This window comes from Chloroflexota bacterium (genome assembly GCA_020850535.1).
Lineage (GTDB): Bacteria > Chloroflexota > UBA6077 > UBA6077 > JACCZL01 > JADZEM01.
In genome coordinates this window covers 1-17,614 of sequence record JADZEM010000197.1, presented here as the reverse complement: position 1 = coordinate 17,614, position 17,614 = coordinate 1, and the positions used below count along the sequence as shown (strand labels likewise).

Sequence of the window (17,614 nt, the reverse complement as noted above, 5' to 3'; positions counted from 1 at the left end):
TGAGGCCAACGTGGAACACTTGCTTCTCCATGTGATCCTGTGGGGCCCGGCTATCGGAGCCCTCGTCACCATCCTGGCCGGGCAGGGGATGTTCGCCCGCGTCATCGCCCTGCTCTCGACGGGCCTGACGCTCGCGGCGACCACCTACCTGTACGGCCGGTACAACCTGCAGGTCGGCGGCACCCAGTTCGAGAGTGTGATGCCGTTCATCCCGCAGATCGGCTCCTCGCTCCGCATCGGCGTGGACGGGGTCAGCCTGCCGCTGGTCTTCCTGAACGCTTTCCTGACGTTCCTGGTGGTGCTGATCTCCTGGAAGTTCACGCTGCGCCCGCAGCTCTACTTCACGCTGGTGCAGTTCCTCTCGACGGCGGTCACGGGCGTCTTCGTCTCGCTGGACCTGTTCGTCTTCTTCCTCTTCTGGGAGCTTGAGCTGGCCCCGATGTTCCTGCTCATCGGGATCTGGGGCGGCGCGCGCCGCGAGTACGCGGCGATGAAGTTCATCATCTACACCATCGCTGGCTCGGCGTTCATGCTGGTCGGCATCTTCGCGCTCTTCTTCCTGACGGGCGTGGGGACGTTCGACATGTTCCTGATCAGCGATGGGGCCAAGGCACTCCCCGTCGCCACGCAGGTGCTGCTGTTCCTGCTGCTGTTCGTCGGGTTCGCGGTCAAGGTGCCGATCTTCCCGTTCCACACCTGGCTTCCCGATGCCCACGTCGAGGCGCCGACCCCGATCAGCGTGCTGCTGGCGGGCGTGCTGCTCAAGATGGGCGGCTACGGGTTGATCCGCCTCTGCATGACGCTCTTGCCCGAAGGGGCGCGCGTGCTGGTGCCGTTCCTGGTGATCCTGGGCACCATCAACGTGATCTATGGCGCGATGCTGGCCCTCTCGATGATCAACGGCGACCTCAAGAAGATGATCGCCTACTCGTCGGTGAGCCACATGGGGTACGTCATCATCGGGATGGCGGCGCTCAGCGTGACGGGCATCCAGGGCGCGGTGGTTCAGATGTTCACGCACGGCACCATCACGGCGCTGCTGTTCACCAGCGTGGGGCTGGTCTACGACCGCACCCACACCCGCATCATCCCCGAGATGGGCGGTCTGGCCCCCAAGATGCCGTTCATCGCGGCTGGCTTCGTGATGGCGGGACTCGCATCGCTCGGGTTGCCGGGCATGAACGGGTTCATCGGCGAGTTCCTGGTGTTCATCGGCGCGTTCGAGGTCTGGCCCTGGCAGACGGGGATCGCCGCGTTCGGCATCGTGCTGACGGCCGGCTACATCACCTGGATGCTGATGCGGGTCTTCTTCGGGCAGCTTGACGAGCACAAGTGGCACGGGTTGACCGACGCCGACGGCCGCGAGAAGTTCGTGGTCGTGGCGATGCTCGCCCTGATCATCCTGACGGGCATCTGGCCGAGCGCCGTCGCCGACGTGATCGCCATCGGCGTCGCCCCGATTGCGAGGCTGTTCGCATGACGGCCCGGTGTGAACGGCTCGACGCCCGCTGGCCTGGCGGGCGCTCCCACTCGCGAGGTGCCCACCCGTGAACGACATTTCCCTTCGCGACGCCTTACTGATCCTGCCGGAGATCGTGCTGGCGGTCTGGGCGAGCCTGATCCTGACGGTGGATCTCTTCCTCGAACAGAAGAAGTCGAACCACCGCCTGATGCTCGTGCTGTCGCTGGTGGGCGTGCTGCTGGCGATGGTCGCCACGCTGACCCTGGCGGGCCAGAACACGACGGCCTTCTTCGGCACCGTGGTCGTGGACAACTTCTCGGTCTTCTTCAAGGTGATCTTCCTGATCGCCGCCGGCCTGGTGCTGCTGTCCGCCGAGAGCCTGGTCGAGCGGGTGGGCGAGAACGCGGCCGAGTTCTGTGGCCTGATCCTGTTCTGCACGGCTGGCCTGATGTTCATGGCCTCTGGCTATGAGCTGATGACCATCTATCTCGCGCTGGAGATCTCCAGCCTCTCGCTGGCGTTCCTGGCCGCCTGGAACAAGCGCGAGCTGCGCTCGACCGAGGCTGGCCTGAAGTTCTTCGTCCTGAGCGCCGTCTCCTCGGGCATCCTGCTGTTCGGCATGGCGCTGATGTACGGCATTGCCGGCAGCACGAACCTTGCGGACATCGGCCGGGTGTTGACGACGCCGTCCGTCGCGCCGGCCGCGCTGCTGGCGATGTCGATGCTGGTGGCTGGCTTCGGGTTCAAGATCTCGGCGGTGCCGTTCCAGATGTGGACGCCTGACGTCTACGAGGGCGCGCCGACCCCGATCACGGCGTTCATGTCGGTGGCCTCGAAGGCGGCCGGCTTCGCCGTGATCATGCGGATCTTCGACGTGGCGCTCGGCGCGGGCGCTATCGAGGCGGTCTGGCGCGACCTGTTCGTCGTGCTCTCGCTGGTGACGATGACGGTCGGCAACCTGGCGGCGCTGCTCCAGACGAACCTGAAGCGGATGCTGGCCTACTCCAGCATCGGGCACGTCGGCTACATGCTGATGGGCCTCGCCGCAGCCGCCGTGCCTGGCGTCGCAGGCACGGCGGCAGACGCCCCGGGCACGATTGGCCTGTCGAGCGTCCTGTTCTACCTGCTGGTCTACACCTTCACGAACGTCGGCGCGTTCGCTGTCATCATCGTGATGTCGCGGTACGTCGAGGGTGAGGACATCGGCCAGTTCGCGGGGCTGGCGCGGCGTGCCCCGATGCTCGCGGTGATCCTGACCCTGTGCCTGCTCTCGCTGGCCGGGCTGCCGCCGCTGGCCGGCTTCTTCAGCAAGCTGTACCTGTTCTTCGCCGCTGCCCAGGCTGGCCTGTACATCACGGTGGTCTGGGGCGTCCTGAACTCGGCCATCTCGCTGTACTACTACGCGCGGGTCATCAAGTCGATGTACCTCGCGGAGCCGACCAGCGACGAGAAGGTGCAGATCCAGATTGCGCCGGCCGTCTCGCTGGCCGCCGCGACTATCGGCGTGCTGGTGATCGGGCTGCTCTCGGAGCCGTTCATCCAGGCGGCGTCGCGGGCGGCCGGGACCATCGTCCGGTAGAAGCACCGGGTTGGGAGATCACGAGAGGCCGCCGGGGAAGGCCCTCACCCCCCCAGCCCCCTCTCCCGCTCACGGGGAGAGGGGGAGACGCACGAGGTTGTCGTTGCTCCCCCTCTCCCGCGCACAGGCCCGGTGGCCCGACTGGGCTGGGGGGTGAGGGCCTTCCCCGGCCCTACTTCAGGTACTCCCGCAGGCCCGCTTCCAGCGACCGGAACCGGACGCCGAACATCTCTTCGGCCGGGCGCGGATCGACCCGCTCATCCATGGTGATGAAGTCCACGGCGCCCGGCGAGAGCGGCGCATTCGGCAGGTACTGCAAGAACGCCGCCGGGACCTTCACCAGCCAGGCCGGCTGGTGGAACAGCGGCTTGTGCTTCCCGAGCAGCCGCATGATGGTGCGGTTGATCTCGTCCATGGTGATCGGGGTGGGGCTGCCCAGCTCGAAGACGCGGTTGGTCGCGGCCGGCAGATCGACGGCGAGCGCCGCCACCTTCGCTACGTCCGCGACGTAGGCCGGCTGCACCTGCTCCTGGCCCGAGCCGATGACCGGCGCGACCGGCAACACCTTGATGAACGTCACGAACTTGTTCATGCTGCGATCTTCAGGGCCGTAGATCCATGATGGGCGCAGGATGACGTATTCCATGCCACTGGATGTGATGGCGTTCTCGGCGCGCTCCTTGGCCTTGAACCACGGCTCGGTGCGGCCTGGCCGCGTGCCCGCGCCGCTCAGGTAGACGAACCGCCTGACGCCGTTCTTGACGGCGGCAGCCACCATCCTGGCGGTGCCCTCGCCGTCGATCTGCTGGTAGGTCCAGCCCTTGCGCGGGTTCTCGACCGGGTGATTCGGGAACTGGACCGCGTGGACGACCACGTCCACGCCCCTGGTGGCCGCGTCCAGCGAGGCCGGGTCCGTCACGTCGCCGCGCACGTACTCGACGCCCTGGCGGGGCCGAGCGCGGCCGGGATCGCGGGTCATCACCAGCAGTGTGTGGCCGCCAGCCTTGAGCAGCTCGTCGACGATCCGCGAGCCGATGAAGCCGGTGCCGCCCGCGATCAGGACGTTCACGACGCCTCCCGCGAGCCGATGCTCGCTGAACAGAGTATGTACAAGCAGTGTACAGCAAGCGGTGGCGGGGCCGAGCTATTCTGCTGGCATGCAACCTACGGCGTGAGAGCCTACGGCGTGTTGATCGCCGCTGCCGCCAGTGTGCGCGCGTACGCCACGCTCGCCTGCACGATGCCGTCGTCGATGCGGTAGCGGACCGGCCGCTCGCGGTAATCCAGGTGGTAGCTCAGGCAGTCTGCGCGGACCTCGCTGGCCCGTCCCAGGGCCGGGAACAGCTCCGACAGGAACGCCTTCTCCCAGAGCCGGTCAGGACCGCCGCGCGCATCCAGCACGTCGGTGGTCGAGCTGTAGTACTCGCGGAGGACGCGACGCACCAGGTCATCCTGGTAGATCAGGCCGCCCGGCGAGTAGTGCGGGCGGCCCGGCAGCGGGCTGTCCGCATCGCCCCAGTTCTTGCAGACCGGACTCAAGAACCCGAACGAGCCGGCCTGGAGCGCCCGCTCGTACAGGTTGTGGGCCGCGCTCGGGGCCAGCACGATGTCGTCGTCCATGAAGGAGATCAGCGGGCCAGTCAGCTCGTCCAGGAGCCGCAGCCGGCCCACGCTGAACTTCCGGTTGCGCTCGCGGATGTGCTCGTAGCCGCAGTAGACGCCCCGCTCAGAGGCCAGCCGCATCGCGAAGACCACGTCGTCACGCTTGATGACGGCGCTCTCGGCGGTGTCCACGATGTAGATGTCGAGCGGGATGCTCTCCTGCAAGATCAGCCCGACCAGCACCATCGCGAGCGTCGCCTTGCCCTCCGTCAGGATGCCGATCTGGACGGGTTGAATCTGCTCCTCGGTGCCGCGCGGAAGCTCGGAGCGTGCTGGGGACGGCGGAATGTTCTCATTCACGGTGGTGCGGTCCTTGCAGGCTCGGCGCGACGGAAGCTGCGCGCAAGCGACGTAATCTCCACGGGATCATACCGGTTCGCGGCACACTTCTCGTGGGCCCCCCGGCAGAAAGGAATCGATCATGGGTGTCCTGCGAGGGCTGCGGACCGCGTCCCTGGTGGCGGCGGGGGCAGCGGCCGGCGGGTGGCTCTGGACCCGAGCGCGCTCGGAGCGCAAGGCTGGCTGGCGGCAGATGCCGCCCGGCGCACCGCGCATCGTCATTCTCGGCGCTGGCTTCGGCGGTCTGACGACAGCCATCGAGCTTGGCAAGCAGGCGCAGGCTGGCCTCCGCGCCGAGGTGCTGCTGATCGACCGCGTCAACTTCCACCTCTTCACGCCGATGCTCTACCAGGTTGCGACGGGGCTGGTCGAGCCGGGGCACGTTGCCTACCCCGCCCGTCTCATCGCCCAGGACTACGGCTTCCGGTTCCGTGAGGGGACGGTCGAGGCGATCGACCTGGATCGCCGACAGGTGACCGTCAGCGGCGAGGCGATCCCGTACGACCGGCTGGTGCTGGCTCTGGGGAGCGTCACCAACTATTTTGGGAACGCGTCGATTGAGGCGCACGCGGCCTCGCTCAAGACGCTCGGGGACGCCGTCGCGATCCGCAACCGGGTGCTGGACGCCTTCGAGCGCGCCGAGGCCACCCGGGATGCGCAGGAGCGCAAGCGATTGCTGACCTTCGTGGTGGTCGGCGGCGGCGCGACGGGCATCGAGCTGGTCAGCTCGCTTCAGACGCTGATCCGCAACGGGCTGCTGCCGGGCTATCCAAGGATCGAGGCGTCAGACGTGCGCGTCGTGCTGGCCGAGGCTGGGCCGCGCCTGCTCAACGGCATGGATCCGTGGCTCGGCGAGACCGCTGCACGCCGGATGCAGGAACACGGCATCGAGCTGTTGCTCGGCAACCCGGCTACCGAGGTCTCCGAGGACGGCATCGCGTTCAAGGACGGCCAGCGCATCGAGAGTCGGACGGTGATCTGGGCGGCCGGCGTGCGGCCCTCGCCGGTGACAGCCGCGCTGGAGGTCGAACGGGGCAAGGACGGCCGGCTGGTGGTGACGCCGGAGCTGCACCTGTCGGCCTACCCTGATGTCTACGCCCTGGGCGACTGCGCCTGGTTCCCGATCCCCGAGGACTCGGGGCGGCCGGCCCCGCCAAACGCGCAGACCGCCGTCCGACAGGCCCCGGTGGTGGCCGGCAACGTCGCCGCCTCGCTGTGTGGCGAACCGCAGGACATCTACCTCTACAGCAACGAGGGCAATCTCGTGGCGCTGGGGCAGGGCGATGGCGTGGCGCTGGTCGGCCCGGCCCGGCTGGAGGGGTTCCCGGCCTGGGTGACGTGGCGCGGCTTCTACCTGGCCCAGTTGATGGGGTTCAAGAACCGGCTGGCCGTGCTGCTGGATTGGACCTCGGCGTACTTCGGAAACCGGCTGGCGCCGCGCCTCGACCTGACGCCCACCCCGAGTGGCACGTCTGCCCGGGCGGCGGATCGACCACCGAATGAGACGCAGTCATCCCCGCTGCCGCCACCTCGCGAAGCGCGAAAGCCGTCCGCCGCCGCTATGAGATAGCGAGGCCTCGCCCCTCTGCGTCAGAAATACAGCGGCACCGGCTGGGCGTTCTCCGTCTCCAGCATCCAGTCCAGCAGGATGGCCCGCATCTCGGCCAGGGCTGACCCGTAGTCCGGGCGGCCGGCCAGGTTCTCCAGCTCCCACGGGTCCGCCTGGAGGTCATACAGCTCGTCCACCTCGCCGGTCGTGTCGTGGACGTACTTCCAGCGCGCCGTGCGGGCCATCTTGCCGTGTCCCTGGGCCTCGCGCTGGCGGAGCAGCGGCCAGCCCACGCCGGACCGCTCCTCCGGTGTGAGGGCGGCCACGTCGGTCAGGGTGACGGCCGGGCCGCCCGCCCCGTACTCCGCGAAGACGGCCCGCCGAGGCGCGGCTCCTGGCACGGCCCCCGGCATCGGCTGGCCCTGGACGGCCGCCGGCGTCTCGATGCCGAGCAGCGCCAGCATCGTCGGCATCACGTCCACGAGGCTGACCAGCTCATCGCGCGTTTCGCCCTCGGGGAGGTGGCCGGGCCAGGAGAGGATCATCGGGACGCGAGTCAGCGCGTCGTAGAAGGTGCTCGACTTGCCGAGCAGCCGATGCTCGCCGGCGTAGTCGCCATGGTCCGAGGTGAACATGATGATGGTGTTCTCGTCCAGCCCGCGCGCCGCCAGGGTGTCCAGCACCCTCCCGACGTAGTCGTCGATCTGCCGGATCATCCCGTAGTACATGGCGCGGACCTCGCGGAAGTGGCGGTCCGGCAGGTCAGCAAAGCGGAACAACTCGTGGAAGACCTGCTGCCGCTCCGGCTTGTCGGCGAACTCGTCCGTGCGCCAGGGCGGCATCTGGATCGCGTCGGGATCGTACAGCGAGGCGTACGGCTCGCCGGCCTGATACGGCTCGTGTGGGTCAGGGACGGACAGCCACGCCAGGAACGGCTGGCCGTCGTCGGCCCGCGCGTCGAGGAACTGGACGCACTGCGCGGCAAGCTGGGCCGTCGTCGAGTCGTCTGGCGACTCGTCCAGTTTCTGCGAGCCGTAGCGCGGCGCGTGATCCCTGGCAGCCCAGCCGTGTGGCATCGCGTTCTTCTTGAGCGGTGTGGCCCGCACCAGCGTGCCGCCCCGCTCGACGGGACCGCCGTGGCCGGCCTCCCAGACCGCCGTGAAGCGGTCGAGCTGCTCCATGCGGAAGACGTGGTTCTTGCCGAAGAGCCCGCCAACGTACCCCCGATCCAGCAGCAGGGTGGCCCAGTCGATCTCCCGCGTTGGCAGCGGGATCTCGTTGGTGCGGACGCCCGTGCTGTGCGGCCAGCGCCCGGTCCAGAACGACGCTCGCGACGGCACGCACAGCGGGTGGGCCGAGAAGGCGTGGCGGTACAGCAGACCGCGCGCGGCCAGGCGCTCCAGGGCCGGTGTTCGGACATCGGGGTTGCCGTACAATCCCAGCGATGTCGCCTGTTGCTGATCGGTCATGATGACGAGCACGTTCGGGGTTGCCACGCCTCTCCTCCACGGCCACGCTGACTGGAGCTGGCCGAGGCGCGCCAATGGGCGCTACCAGAACGGCCGAGGTGGGATGATACCGTCCGCCACCCGGACATTCAGGGGCACGGAGGTACGCGGCTGATGCTGGCGCACTCGCCGCGCGTGCGGACCTACCTGGAGCTGGTCCGCCTCCCAAACCTGTTCACCGCTGTTGGGGATATCGTCGCCGGCTACCTGATCGTCTCGCGGGGCGCGAACATCTCCTGGCGCGACTTGATCGTCCTGACGATCGCCAGCGTCTGCCTGTACGCCGGCGGCGTCGTCCTCAACGACTATTTTGACCGCGACGTGGACGCTGTCGAGCGGCCCGAGCGCCCCATCCCGAGCGGACGGATCGACCAGCGCGACGTGCTGAAGCTGGGGACGCGGCTGCTGGCGCTCGGATGCGTCTTCGCAGTCGGCGTCGGCGTCCCGAGCCTGATCGTGGCGGTGCTGCTGGCCGGCTGCATCTGGCTCTACGACTCGAAGGGCAAGCGCATCGAGTACGTCGGCAGCGCCAACATGGGCGCCTGCCGCTTCCTGAACGTGGTTCTCGGGGCGAGCGGCGCGCCCGGCGCGGCGATCTACCTGCCCGAGACGTGGCTCTGGTTCATCCTGCCGACCGCCTTCCTGATCTTCCTGTACATCGCGGCGGTGACGCTGCTGGCGACCGGCGAGGTCTGGGGCGGCAACCGCACGATCTCCAGCGCGGTCTTCGCGGCCGTGGTGGTGGTGATCGGCGGGGTGCTCTGGCTCGGGTTCTCGGATCGGCTGGCGGAGCCGGTCTACTCGTACCCGTTCCTGGCGGTCTTCGCCGTGGCGACGCTCGGGCGGATCGGCAACGTGGTGCGGGAGCCGGCCGCGCCGAACATCCGTATCGCGATCAAGACCTGCGTCCTCTCGCTGCTGCTGCTGGACGCCGCCATTGCGGCGGGCGCGGGCGGCATCTGGTTCGGGCTGGGGGTGGCGGTGCTGATATTCCCTGCGCTGTACGCCGCCCGGCTGTACGCTGTGACGTAGGGTCGAGTTGTCAGCGGTCAGTCATCAGTTGTCAGTTGCCAGTGAGGGCAAGCCAGCTACCCCTCGATCCACGAACCTCGATCCACGACCCCTGGAGACGCCATGCCGAAGCACGTTCTGGTGCTCGACCTCGTCTGCTTGACGCTCGAGCATCTGCGAGATCGCGAGGTCACGCCAAACCTGAACGCCCTGGCCGATCGGGGCTACGCCGTCTCACTCCGACCGCCGTTCCCCGCCGTCACCTGTACGGCCCATGCCACGCTCACCACCGGCACCTCGCCCCGCGAGCACGGCGTGCTGTGCAACGGCATGTTCGAGCAGGACCGCTTCGCGATCCGCTTCTGGGACCAGCCGACCAGCATGGTCAAGCAGCCGAAGGTCTGGGAGACCCTGCGCGAGCGCGATCCCTCGGCGACCACCGCGCTGCTGTTCTTCCAGAACACGATGTTCGCCTCGGCAGACGTGGTCGTGACGCCGGCTCCGATCCACCTCGACGAGGGGTTGGTGCCCTGGTGCTACTCCAAGCCGGTCGGCTTCTACGAGCAGCTTGCCGAGAAGCATGGCGCCTTTCAGTTGCCGTGGTACTGGGGGCCGCTGGCCGGCCGCACGTCGAGCGAGTGGATCGCGAAGGCCGCCCTCGACACACTGGAGCAGCACCGCCCGACGCTGACGTTTGTCTACCTGCCGCACCTGGACTACAACACGCAGCGCTTCGGGGCGGACAGCCCGCCGTTTATGGCCGATCTTGCGATCATGGATCGGATCGTCGGGGAGATCGTGGCGGGCGTCGAGGCGCTCGGCCTGGAGGACGACACCGCCATCGTGCTGGTCAGCGAGTACGCGATGACGAACGTCACCCGGCCCGTGCTGGTCAACCGCGAGCTACGCAAGCAGGGCCTGCTGGCCGTCCGCGAGATCGCCGGGGCCGAGTACCTGGACGTCGAGCTGAGCACGGCGTTCGCGATGGTCGATCACCAGATGGCGCACGTCTACCTGGGCCAGGGCGCGCAGCCGGAGGACGCCGCTCGTGTCCGCGCGGCCCTCGAAGGCATCGACGGCGTCGAGAAAGTGCTGGATCGTACCGAGCAGGCCGCCTACGAGATCGACCACCCGAACAGCGGCGACTTCGTCATCATCGCCGAGGCGGACGCCTGGCTCACGTACTACTGGTGGCTGGACGACGCCGTTGCGCCGCCGTACGCCCGCCAGATCGACATCCACCGCAAGCCGGCCTACGACCCGGTGGAGCTGTTCTTCGATCCGGCCACGAAGTCGATCCCGCTCAAGCCCGAGCTGGTGCGCGGCTCGCACGGCCGCCCGCACGATCTGGAGGCCCGCCGGCCGGCGCTGATCGTGGCGCAGCCGGACGCCGCCCGCCCCTCCGCCGACGAGATCGACATGCGGGAGGTGCCGGGCATCCTGCTCGGGCTGCTCGGCCACCGGTAGCACACCCCAGGGTTGAACCTACAGCGGGTTGCCCGGCCGTTGATCCTGTCGGCCTCTTCTGGTCAGGGCGACGGCTTGCGGGATTGATACCCGCGAGAACCGCTGTAGAGAGACGTCATCCCGCCCCCATTCGGCAAGCGCAGGGCAAGCTACGCGAGGAACGAGCACACCCCCTCGTCATCCCGACCGTAGCGAGACTGCGCTCGCAGGCTCGCTCTGCTCGGGATGACGGGGTAGGTAGGGCAATTGCATGTTCGTTGGTGTTCCCGAAGCATCATGGAACGGGCGGTCGGGGACTGAAGTCCCCGCCTACACGCATTCAGTCGCTGCGCGACGGACACCGGGCACGGACAGGGACTGGTGAGACCGGGGCGTCGCGCAGCGACTGCAGGAGTGTAGGCGGGGCTTTCAAGCCCCGACGCGGCGGCACGACGACATCTACATGCAATCGCCCTGACGGGGTAGGCTGTCGCAGGGCTGGCCTGAGCTTTCCGAATGGACTCAGTCCGCTCGGGACAGCATGAAGGACAGCAGCGTCTGCGTGCCTTCGGTCTCGGGTCGGGTCAGGCGTCGACCTCGTGGGACTTCAGGTAGTCCAGGTCGAGGCGCACCCCGAGGCCCGGCTTGTCGGATACCAGCAGCGAGTCGCCCTGCACCGTGAGCGGCTCCTCCAGGAACGCGTTGTAGAAGTCGAGGCTGATCCGCCGGGCTTCCAGCCGGTAGAAGTTCGGCACGGACAGCGCGACGTGGGCGCCCGCCATGACGTTGACGGGACCGCTGGCATCGTGCGGCGAGATCGGGGTGTAGAACGTCTCGGCCAGCGTGGCGATCTTCTTCAGCTCGGAGATGCCGCCCGTCCAGGTGACGTCCGGCATGATGTAGTCCGTCAGGTGGCGGTTGAGGATCGGCAGGAACTCGAAGCGCGTGTACAGCCGCTCCCCGACGCAGATGCGGACCGGCACCTGATTGCGGACGGTCGCCAACGCCTCGTAGCTCTCGGGCGGGACCGGCTCCTCAAACCAGGTGATGTCGTACGGGGCGAGGCGCGTCGCGAGGCGGACGGCGGTCGGCACGTTGAACATCGCGTGGGCGTCGATGAGCACCTGGATGTCCGGACCGACAGCCTTGCGGATGCCCTCGATCATCGCGACGCCGGTGTTCTCCAGCTCCCGCTCGATCTCGCCGTTGGTGTACGCCGTGTGGCGGGTCAGCATCATCTGGCCGCCCGCCGCGATGAACGGGTCGGTCTTGACGGCCGTCGATCCACGCCCGACCTCGGCCACGGCGTTCTCGACCATCCGCTCAACGGTGGTGTCGTACTGGAAGTGGGTGTAGAGCTGGACCTTGTCGCGGACCTTGCCGCCGAGCAGCTGGTAGACCGGCACGCCGAGCGCCTGGGCCTTGATGTCCCAGCAGGCGATGTCCACCGCGCTGATCATGGCGGTGACCGCGCCGCGCGTCCCGAGATAGGTGTAGGCGCGGAAGACCTTGTGCCAGAGCGCCTCGACTTCGCGTGGGTCGTCGCCGACGAGCAGCCCGTTCAGCTCGCGGAGGGCCGCCGCGATGGTCCGGTTGGCGATGGCGCCCGGGTACGATGTGATCTCTCCCCAGCCGGTCAGGCCTTCGTCGGTCTCGACCTGGACGAAGACGTATCGGGCCATATGCTCGGAGCGGTCGGCCACTGTGCCATCGACCTTCTCCTGCGGCCCGGCCACGATCCACGGTCGAACATGGGTAATCTTCATGAACCCCTCACAAGTTGCCACGACCTCGTGGCGCACATGGTTGCTGAACTCCCTGGTGCTGACCATGTTGCAGCGGCTCGTGGCCCAGGAGGTTGAGATCCTGGAGGGTCGAGGCCCACGGCATGGCACAGTGTCGGCAGGGTAGCACACGCTGATCGTGCCCCAGGATGGGGTGCGCCGCCAATGGAGGGACCGTGACAGGAGCGCTCACCCACGAGCCGTCGGCGTATGACTGCCCGTTTTGCCGGGTCGTGCGCGGAGTGGACAACCCTGGCGGCAGGACAACCCAGGCCGATGTGGTGTTGCGGACCGAGAACGTGACGGCGTTTATCGCGGCGGCGTGGTGGCCTGCGAACGCCGGGCACGTGCTGGTGGTGCCGAACGGCCACCATGAGAGCGTCTACGACATCCCAGACGATGCGCTGGCGGCCGTCCAGGTGGCGGGGAAACGCATTGCGCTGGCGCTCAAGGCGGTCTACGGCTGCGATGGCACGTCGTTTCGCCAGCACAACGAGCCGGCCGGGAATCAGGACGTGTGGCACTACCACCTGCACGTCTTCCCGCGCTATCACGGCGACAACCTGTATCTCCGGAGCGGCGAGAAGCGCTTCACGACGCCCGAGGAGCGCGTGCCGTATGCGGAACGCCTCAGACGGGCGCTCGACGCGAGCAGCGGCTAACCGGAAACCACGCTGAGCATTGGCTCCAACAGGTGCGCTTGCAGGGGGCTACGGGCCGACAGCGTCTGGCACGGGCAGACCGTGGCCCCGTGCAGAGTGTGCAACACGCCATGTCACTCTGAGCGCAGCGACGAACCTCACCCGCTGACGCGCGCGTTGACGGTCAGCGGGTGAGATCCTTCGCAGGCTCAGGATGACAGGGTTGCTCAGGATGACAGGGTTGCTCAGGATGACAGGGTTGCTCAGGATGACAGGGTTGCTCAGGATGACAGGGTTGCTCATACCAATCCTGCCTGGCGATGCCGCATTTCCCGGGCGGGCGGCGTCAGCTCCAGGAGGCGTAGAGGCGAAACGGCCGAAACTCGGCTGGAATACACGAAACGGCTAACCGGGCTTGGTATCAGGATGACAGGGTTGCTCGGGATGACAGGGTTGCTTGCGCCCGGCCCACCCTGGGCGTTGAGGTGCAGCCCGAGATGCAGCCCTATGAGGCGTCCTCGTCGCTGTCGTCGTCGCCCTCGTCCTCGGGCTCCAGAACGCCGCGCTCCACCAGGTCGACGTAGAGCTGGCGGTTGTTCGCCTCGATGGCCGCCGCGATCAGCACGAGGATCGTCTCGTCGTCCATCTCCTCGTCGCGGTCCCGCATGTCGCGCAGGGCCTCGGCGAGCATGATCGCCAGATCGCGGGAGGGCAGTCCGATCGGCGGGGGGGCTTCAGGCTCGTCCAGCTCGTCGAACGGCTGCTCTTCCACGGTTACGACTCCTTCTTCTTGAGCGCCTCAATCTCGGCGTCGAGCGCCTTGAGGGCGTCGTACTCTTCGACGGCGAGTTTATAGCACCGTTGGAGCAACAGCTCGGCCAGTTTGCCACTCTTCGGGTCGGGATCGCGCGCCGCCTCGATCAGGTCGGAGACCCGGTAGCGGTTCGCAAGGTGCCGCCCGATGCGCTCCATCTCCGTCACCGTCTCTTCGAGGAGCGCCGTGTCTCGGCCTTCCACGGCGTACCGGACGGTCCCCAGCATCTTGGCGATGCGGTTCACTTTCTCGGTGTCGCTCATGAGGCTCATGAACAGCTCGTCAACGTCCACGCTGCCGGCGGCGGGCAGATCCTCCGAGGAGCCGGTCGGCGACGACCCTGGCGCGGCATCGTCCAGCGGGGGACGGCCCTCGTACAGCTGCCCGTACTCGCTGGCGACCTCGGTCATCAGCGAGAGCATCCGTTGGATGTCCATCGGATCGACCGAGCCGCAGTGGATCAGGTCATCCTCGCGCGACGCTGCCAGCGCCTCGACGAACGCCATGCTCTCGACCTTCTCGGGGACGGGCGGCAGCGGGAAGACCTGGGGACCGCTGGGGAGGATGCCGGGCAGCTGCGCCGCGAACATCGGCGGGATGAACTTGCTGAAGTCCATCGAGATCGGCGGCACCACCACGTAGCTGGCGAGGATCATGTTGGGGTCGGTGGTCGCGCGGAAATAGACCACGGCATGGCCGCGTGGTCGCTTCGGGTCTCCGCGCTCAAACGCTAGCAACATCACGAAGAGTATAGCCGCGCCGCAGGGCACGAACCCCACGATTCACCCTTGTCTCACACTGGCGTCGCAGCGCCAGCGCCGACGCGGCCCGCACACGATCCGCCGCCGGGCTACCATCAGGGTACTCGGAGGGGATCAACCATGCAACGCATCGGGATTATGGGCGCCGGGGCCATCGGTTCGGTCGTCGGCGGGCTGCTGACGGAGGCCGGCCACGACGTCACGTTCATCGATCAGTGGCCGCCGCACATCGAGGCGATGAAGGCGAACGGCCTCAGGCTGAGTGGAGCGTGCGGCGACCATCTCGTCAAGGTCAAGGCGCTCCAGCTCCACGAGGCCCAGCGCATCACCGAGCCGTTCGACGCCGTGTTCCTGGCTGTCAAGGCCTACGACACCGAGTGGGCGACGGCGTTCATCATGCGCTTCCTGGCGGAGCCGGACGGCGTCATCGTGGACTTCCAGAACGGCATCAACGACGAGCGCGTCGCGGCGGTGGCCGGGCGGCATCGGACGCTCGGCTGCGTGATCACCATCAGCGCCGGCATGTACGAGCCGGGCCACGCCATGCGGACCGACCGCAACCCGACCGGCTTCAAGATCGGCGAGCTGGATGGGCAGGACACACCCCGCGCCCGCACGCTGGTCGAGATCATGAACGGCGTTGCGAAGAGCTACCTGACCACCAACCTCTTCGGGGACCGCTGGTCGAAGATGGCCGTCAACTGCATGGCGAACCCGATTGCCGGCCTGAGCGGCTACGGCTCCAACGAGGTCCGAACGTTGCCGGAGCCGCGTGGCATCGCGATCCAGGTGGCGGCCGAGGTCATCAAGGTCGGCCGGGCGGCCGGCTACGAGATCGAGCCGCTGATGGGCATCGAGGCGCAGAAGTTCGTGGACGCCTCCGAGGGGCGGAACGTCCAGGCCCTGCACGATGAGATGGCCGCCGGCGCGCAGGGGATGGCTGGCGGGCGGCCCTCGCTGCTTCAGGACGTGATCCGGGGCCGGCGGACGGAGATCGAGGAGCTGAACGGGTACGTGGTGGCCGAGGGCAAGCGGCTGGGCGTCCCGACCCCGTTCAACGAGGCGGTAGTGCGTGAGGTCTTGCGGCACGGCGTGGGGACGCTCACGCCAGCGCCCGAGAACCTGGCGCCACTCGCCGCGATGCTGCCGCGCGGCTAAACTCCCTCCGCGACCCGTACAGGCTGTCTGGCAGACACACAGAGGAGTGGTATGACTGCGATTCTTGTAGCGATGGGGCAGGCGGTCACGCCGGATGCGCCGGAGCTGGCCCCCTTCAAGCAGGCCGGCTACGACATCAAGTTCGGCAAGAGCGCCCCGACGACGCCCGTTGGCGACGTGATCGAGTATCTCCAGGGCTGCGCGGCGTCCGTGGCCGGCGGCGAGCCGTACACCGAGGAGGTCTTCGCCTCCTGCCCGGACCTGAAGCTGGTGGTGCGGTTCGGCGTGGGGTATGACGCCGTAGACGTCGATGCCGCCACGAAGCACGGCATCGTCGCCGCGACGACGCCCGGCACCAACGACTGGGCCGTGGCCGACCACGCGATGGGGCTCGTCATCGACCTGGCGCACCGCATCTCGCGGCACGACCGGCTGGTCCGTTCCGGCGGCTGGGGCGGCATCCGGGGCATCGACATCTATCAGAAGACGATTGGCATCGTCGGGCTGGGCCGCATCGGCAAGGGTGTGGCGAAGCGGGCGAAGGGCTTCGACATGCGCGTCGTCGCCTACGAGCCGTACCCGGACATGGCGTTCGTCGAGGCGAACGGCGTCGAGCTGGTCTCGATGGAAGACCTGCTGGCCCAGAGCGACTTCGTCACGCTGCACCTGCCGGCCATGCCGTCCACCCACAAGATCATCAACGCCGAGAAGCTCGCGCTGATGAAGCCGACGGCCTACCTGATCAACACGGCGCGCGGGAAGCTGCTGGACGAGGACGCCGCCTACGAGGCGGTCGTCAGCGGGAAGATCGCGGGGGCTGGCATCGACGCCTGGACCGTCGAGCCGCTCGACCGGGTGGAGCGCTGGGCCGCGCTCGACAACGTGGTGCTGACCCCGCACAGCGCGCCGTCCACGGTCGGCGTCTGGGACGCCACCTGGACGATGATGAACGAGAGCATCGTCGGGTTCCTGGAGCGCGGCGAGAAGCCGGTCGGCATCCTGAACCCGGAGGTCTGGGACAAGCGGCGGAAGTAAGGGCGGCCCTCACCCCCCAGCCCCCCTCTCCCGCGCACAGGGAGAGGGGGAGTTCTCGCCTGATCTGCTGTCCTCCGCCCGCACTCTCAGATTGCGGGCTGGTGGACGCGACGTGCGGCAGCGGTTGGCCGGCATCAGGAGACTGACGCCAGGTCCGTACGATTGCTAGAACGCGCCTGGGCCACCACCTACGGTGGATTGCCAGTCCCCACAGACATCCACCACCATGAACGGCACCGACGTGGCGACGCCGGCCGTCTGACGACCGACGTAGAAGGTGACCTGTCCCGTCCGCGGGGGCACCGTGTAGGTGAAGTTCCCCGTCCCACTCTGTGCACCGATCTGGATGGTTCCATTCGTGGATGTGCCAAAGCGGAGCTCACGGAGGCGCCTATGCAACTCGGCGAACGTCATGGGAAAATAGGTTGTCATGATGATCCCTCCCATTTCTCGGAGAGTAGACCGGATTGTACGGCGTCCGATGATTCTTATCAGTATCACGGGTGACACGTCGCGAAAGTTAGAACCCACAAGCACGGTACCAGAGGCTACTGTTCCATGGCGGGACCCCACTCATCCTCGCTTTCTGGTGCTGGAGTTCGTCCGATCTGTGTAGATCCCAATTGCGACGCTAATACCAGGCACGGAATTGAGAACAAACTAAGAGATCCGAGGAGAAGAACCAAGCGGATACCGACGTACTCGCTAAGGAGACCGCCGAGCAGGCTTCCGATGGGCGCTAAGGGTCTGTCACGAAATAACGGTGCCAGCCGTGCGAGAATGTGGTCGGATCCGGTAGTTCCAGTCACCGTGGAAGGGGTGCCGTTCGAGGTTGATGCTGGCGAACTCGGCATCGGTGACCTTG

15 protein-coding genes are annotated in these 17,614 nt (G+C 67.4%); 8 read left to right on the top strand and 7 right to left on the bottom strand.

The genetic code is table 11. The annotated features are described in order from the left end of the window. Positions 1–10: 10 nt before the first annotated feature. Together IT306_28290 and IT306_28285 are read left to right on the top strand one after the other, a co-directional pair. On the top strand, positions 11–1,480 hold the full coding sequence (locus tag IT306_28290) for a NuoM family protein (GenBank protein ID MCC7372346.1): 1,470 nt from the start codon (positions 11–13) through the stop codon (positions 1,478–1,480). A gap of 67 nt (positions 1,481–1,547) precedes the next feature. Then, a complete protein-coding gene (locus IT306_28285) occupies positions 1,548–3,041 on the top strand; it encodes an NADH-quinone oxidoreductase subunit N (GenBank protein ID MCC7372345.1) in 1,494 nt (497 codons plus the stop codon). 172 nt (positions 3,042–3,213) lie between these two features. Here IT306_28285 and IT306_28280 read toward each other — a convergent pair whose 3' ends face one another. Next, complete coding sequence (locus IT306_28280; protein ID MCC7372344.1) at positions 3,214–4,110, bottom strand: NAD(P)H-binding protein; 897 nt, start codon at positions 4,108–4,110, stop codon at positions 3,214–3,216. A gap of 110 nt (positions 4,111–4,220) precedes the next feature. After that, entirely contained in the window at positions 4,221–5,003 is a 783-nt protein-coding gene (locus IT306_28275) for a glycosyltransferase family 2 protein (GenBank protein ID MCC7372343.1), read from the bottom strand. 121 nt (positions 5,004–5,124) lie between these two features. Between IT306_28275 and IT306_28270 the strand changes: the two genes are divergently transcribed. Beyond that, positions 5,125–6,612 carry an NAD(P)/FAD-dependent oxidoreductase gene (locus tag IT306_28270; protein MCC7372342.1) on the top strand — a complete coding sequence of 496 codons (1,488 nt, stop codon included), beginning with the start codon at positions 5,125–5,127 and terminating at the stop codon, positions 6,610–6,612. A 20-nt stretch (positions 6,613–6,632) separates the two neighbouring features. Here IT306_28270 and IT306_28265 read toward each other — a convergent pair whose 3' ends face one another. Further along, the gene (locus IT306_28265) at positions 6,633–8,087 is read right to left on the bottom strand and encodes a sulfatase-like hydrolase/transferase (protein MCC7372341.1); all 1,455 of its coding nucleotides are present in this window, start codon (positions 8,085–8,087) and stop codon (positions 6,633–6,635) included. A 126-nt stretch (positions 8,088–8,213) separates the two neighbouring features. On the opposite strand from IT306_28265, the gene eboC reads away from it, so the two are divergent. Beyond that, positions 8,214–9,131 (top strand): UbiA-like protein EboC, encoded by a 918-nt coding sequence (gene eboC, locus IT306_28260; GenBank protein ID MCC7372340.1) that lies wholly within the window; start codon positions 8,214–8,216, stop codon positions 9,129–9,131. Positions 9,132–9,233: 102 nt separating this feature from the next. Next, on the top strand, positions 9,234–10,577 hold the full coding sequence (locus IT306_28255; protein MCC7372339.1) for an alkaline phosphatase family protein: 1,344 nt from the start codon (positions 9,234–9,236) through the stop codon (positions 10,575–10,577). A gap of 563 nt (positions 10,578–11,140) precedes the next feature. Here IT306_28255 and IT306_28250 read toward each other — a convergent pair. Beyond that, complete coding sequence (locus IT306_28250; protein ID MCC7372338.1) at positions 11,141–12,322, bottom strand: mandelate racemase/muconate lactonizing enzyme family protein; 1,182 nt, start codon at positions 12,320–12,322, stop codon at positions 11,141–11,143. Between the two features lie 167 nt (positions 12,323–12,489). On the opposite strand from IT306_28250, the gene IT306_28245 reads away from it, so the two are divergent. Next, positions 12,490–13,002 carry an HIT domain-containing protein gene (locus tag IT306_28245; protein MCC7372337.1) on the top strand — a complete coding sequence of 171 codons (513 nt, stop codon included), beginning with the start codon at positions 12,490–12,492 and terminating at the stop codon, positions 13,000–13,002. Between the two features lie 484 nt (positions 13,003–13,486). Here the strand turns inward: IT306_28245 and IT306_28240 are convergent, their stop codons facing one another. Together IT306_28240 and IT306_28235 are read right to left on the bottom strand one after the other, a co-directional pair. Further along, a complete protein-coding gene (locus tag IT306_28240; GenBank protein MCC7372336.1) occupies positions 13,487–13,753 on the bottom strand; it encodes a hypothetical protein in 267 nt (88 codons plus the stop codon). Positions 13,754–13,755: 2 nt separating this feature from the next. After that, positions 13,756–14,535, bottom strand: a complete 780-nt coding sequence (locus tag IT306_28235) for a hypothetical protein (protein ID MCC7372335.1) — start codon at positions 14,533–14,535, stop codon at positions 13,756–13,758. A gap of 141 nt (positions 14,536–14,676) precedes the next feature. Here IT306_28235 and IT306_28230 point away from each other — a divergent pair, with 141 nt between their 5' ends. Next, complete coding sequence (locus tag IT306_28230; protein MCC7372334.1) at positions 14,677–15,714, top strand: 2-dehydropantoate 2-reductase; 1,038 nt, start codon at positions 14,677–14,679, stop codon at positions 15,712–15,714. A 51-nt stretch (positions 15,715–15,765) separates the two neighbouring features. Beyond that, positions 15,766–16,749 carry a phosphoglycerate dehydrogenase gene (locus IT306_28225; GenBank protein MCC7372333.1) on the top strand — a complete coding sequence of 328 codons (984 nt, stop codon included), beginning with the start codon at positions 15,766–15,768 and terminating at the stop codon, positions 16,747–16,749. Between the two features lie 165 nt (positions 16,750–16,914). On the opposite strand, the gene IT306_28220 is transcribed toward IT306_28225, so the two are convergent. After that, the gene (locus IT306_28220) at positions 16,915–17,181 is read right to left on the bottom strand and encodes a hypothetical protein (protein MCC7372332.1); all 267 of its coding nucleotides are present in this window, start codon (positions 17,179–17,181) and stop codon (positions 16,915–16,917) included. Between the last annotated feature and the right edge of the window lie 433 nt (positions 17,182–17,614).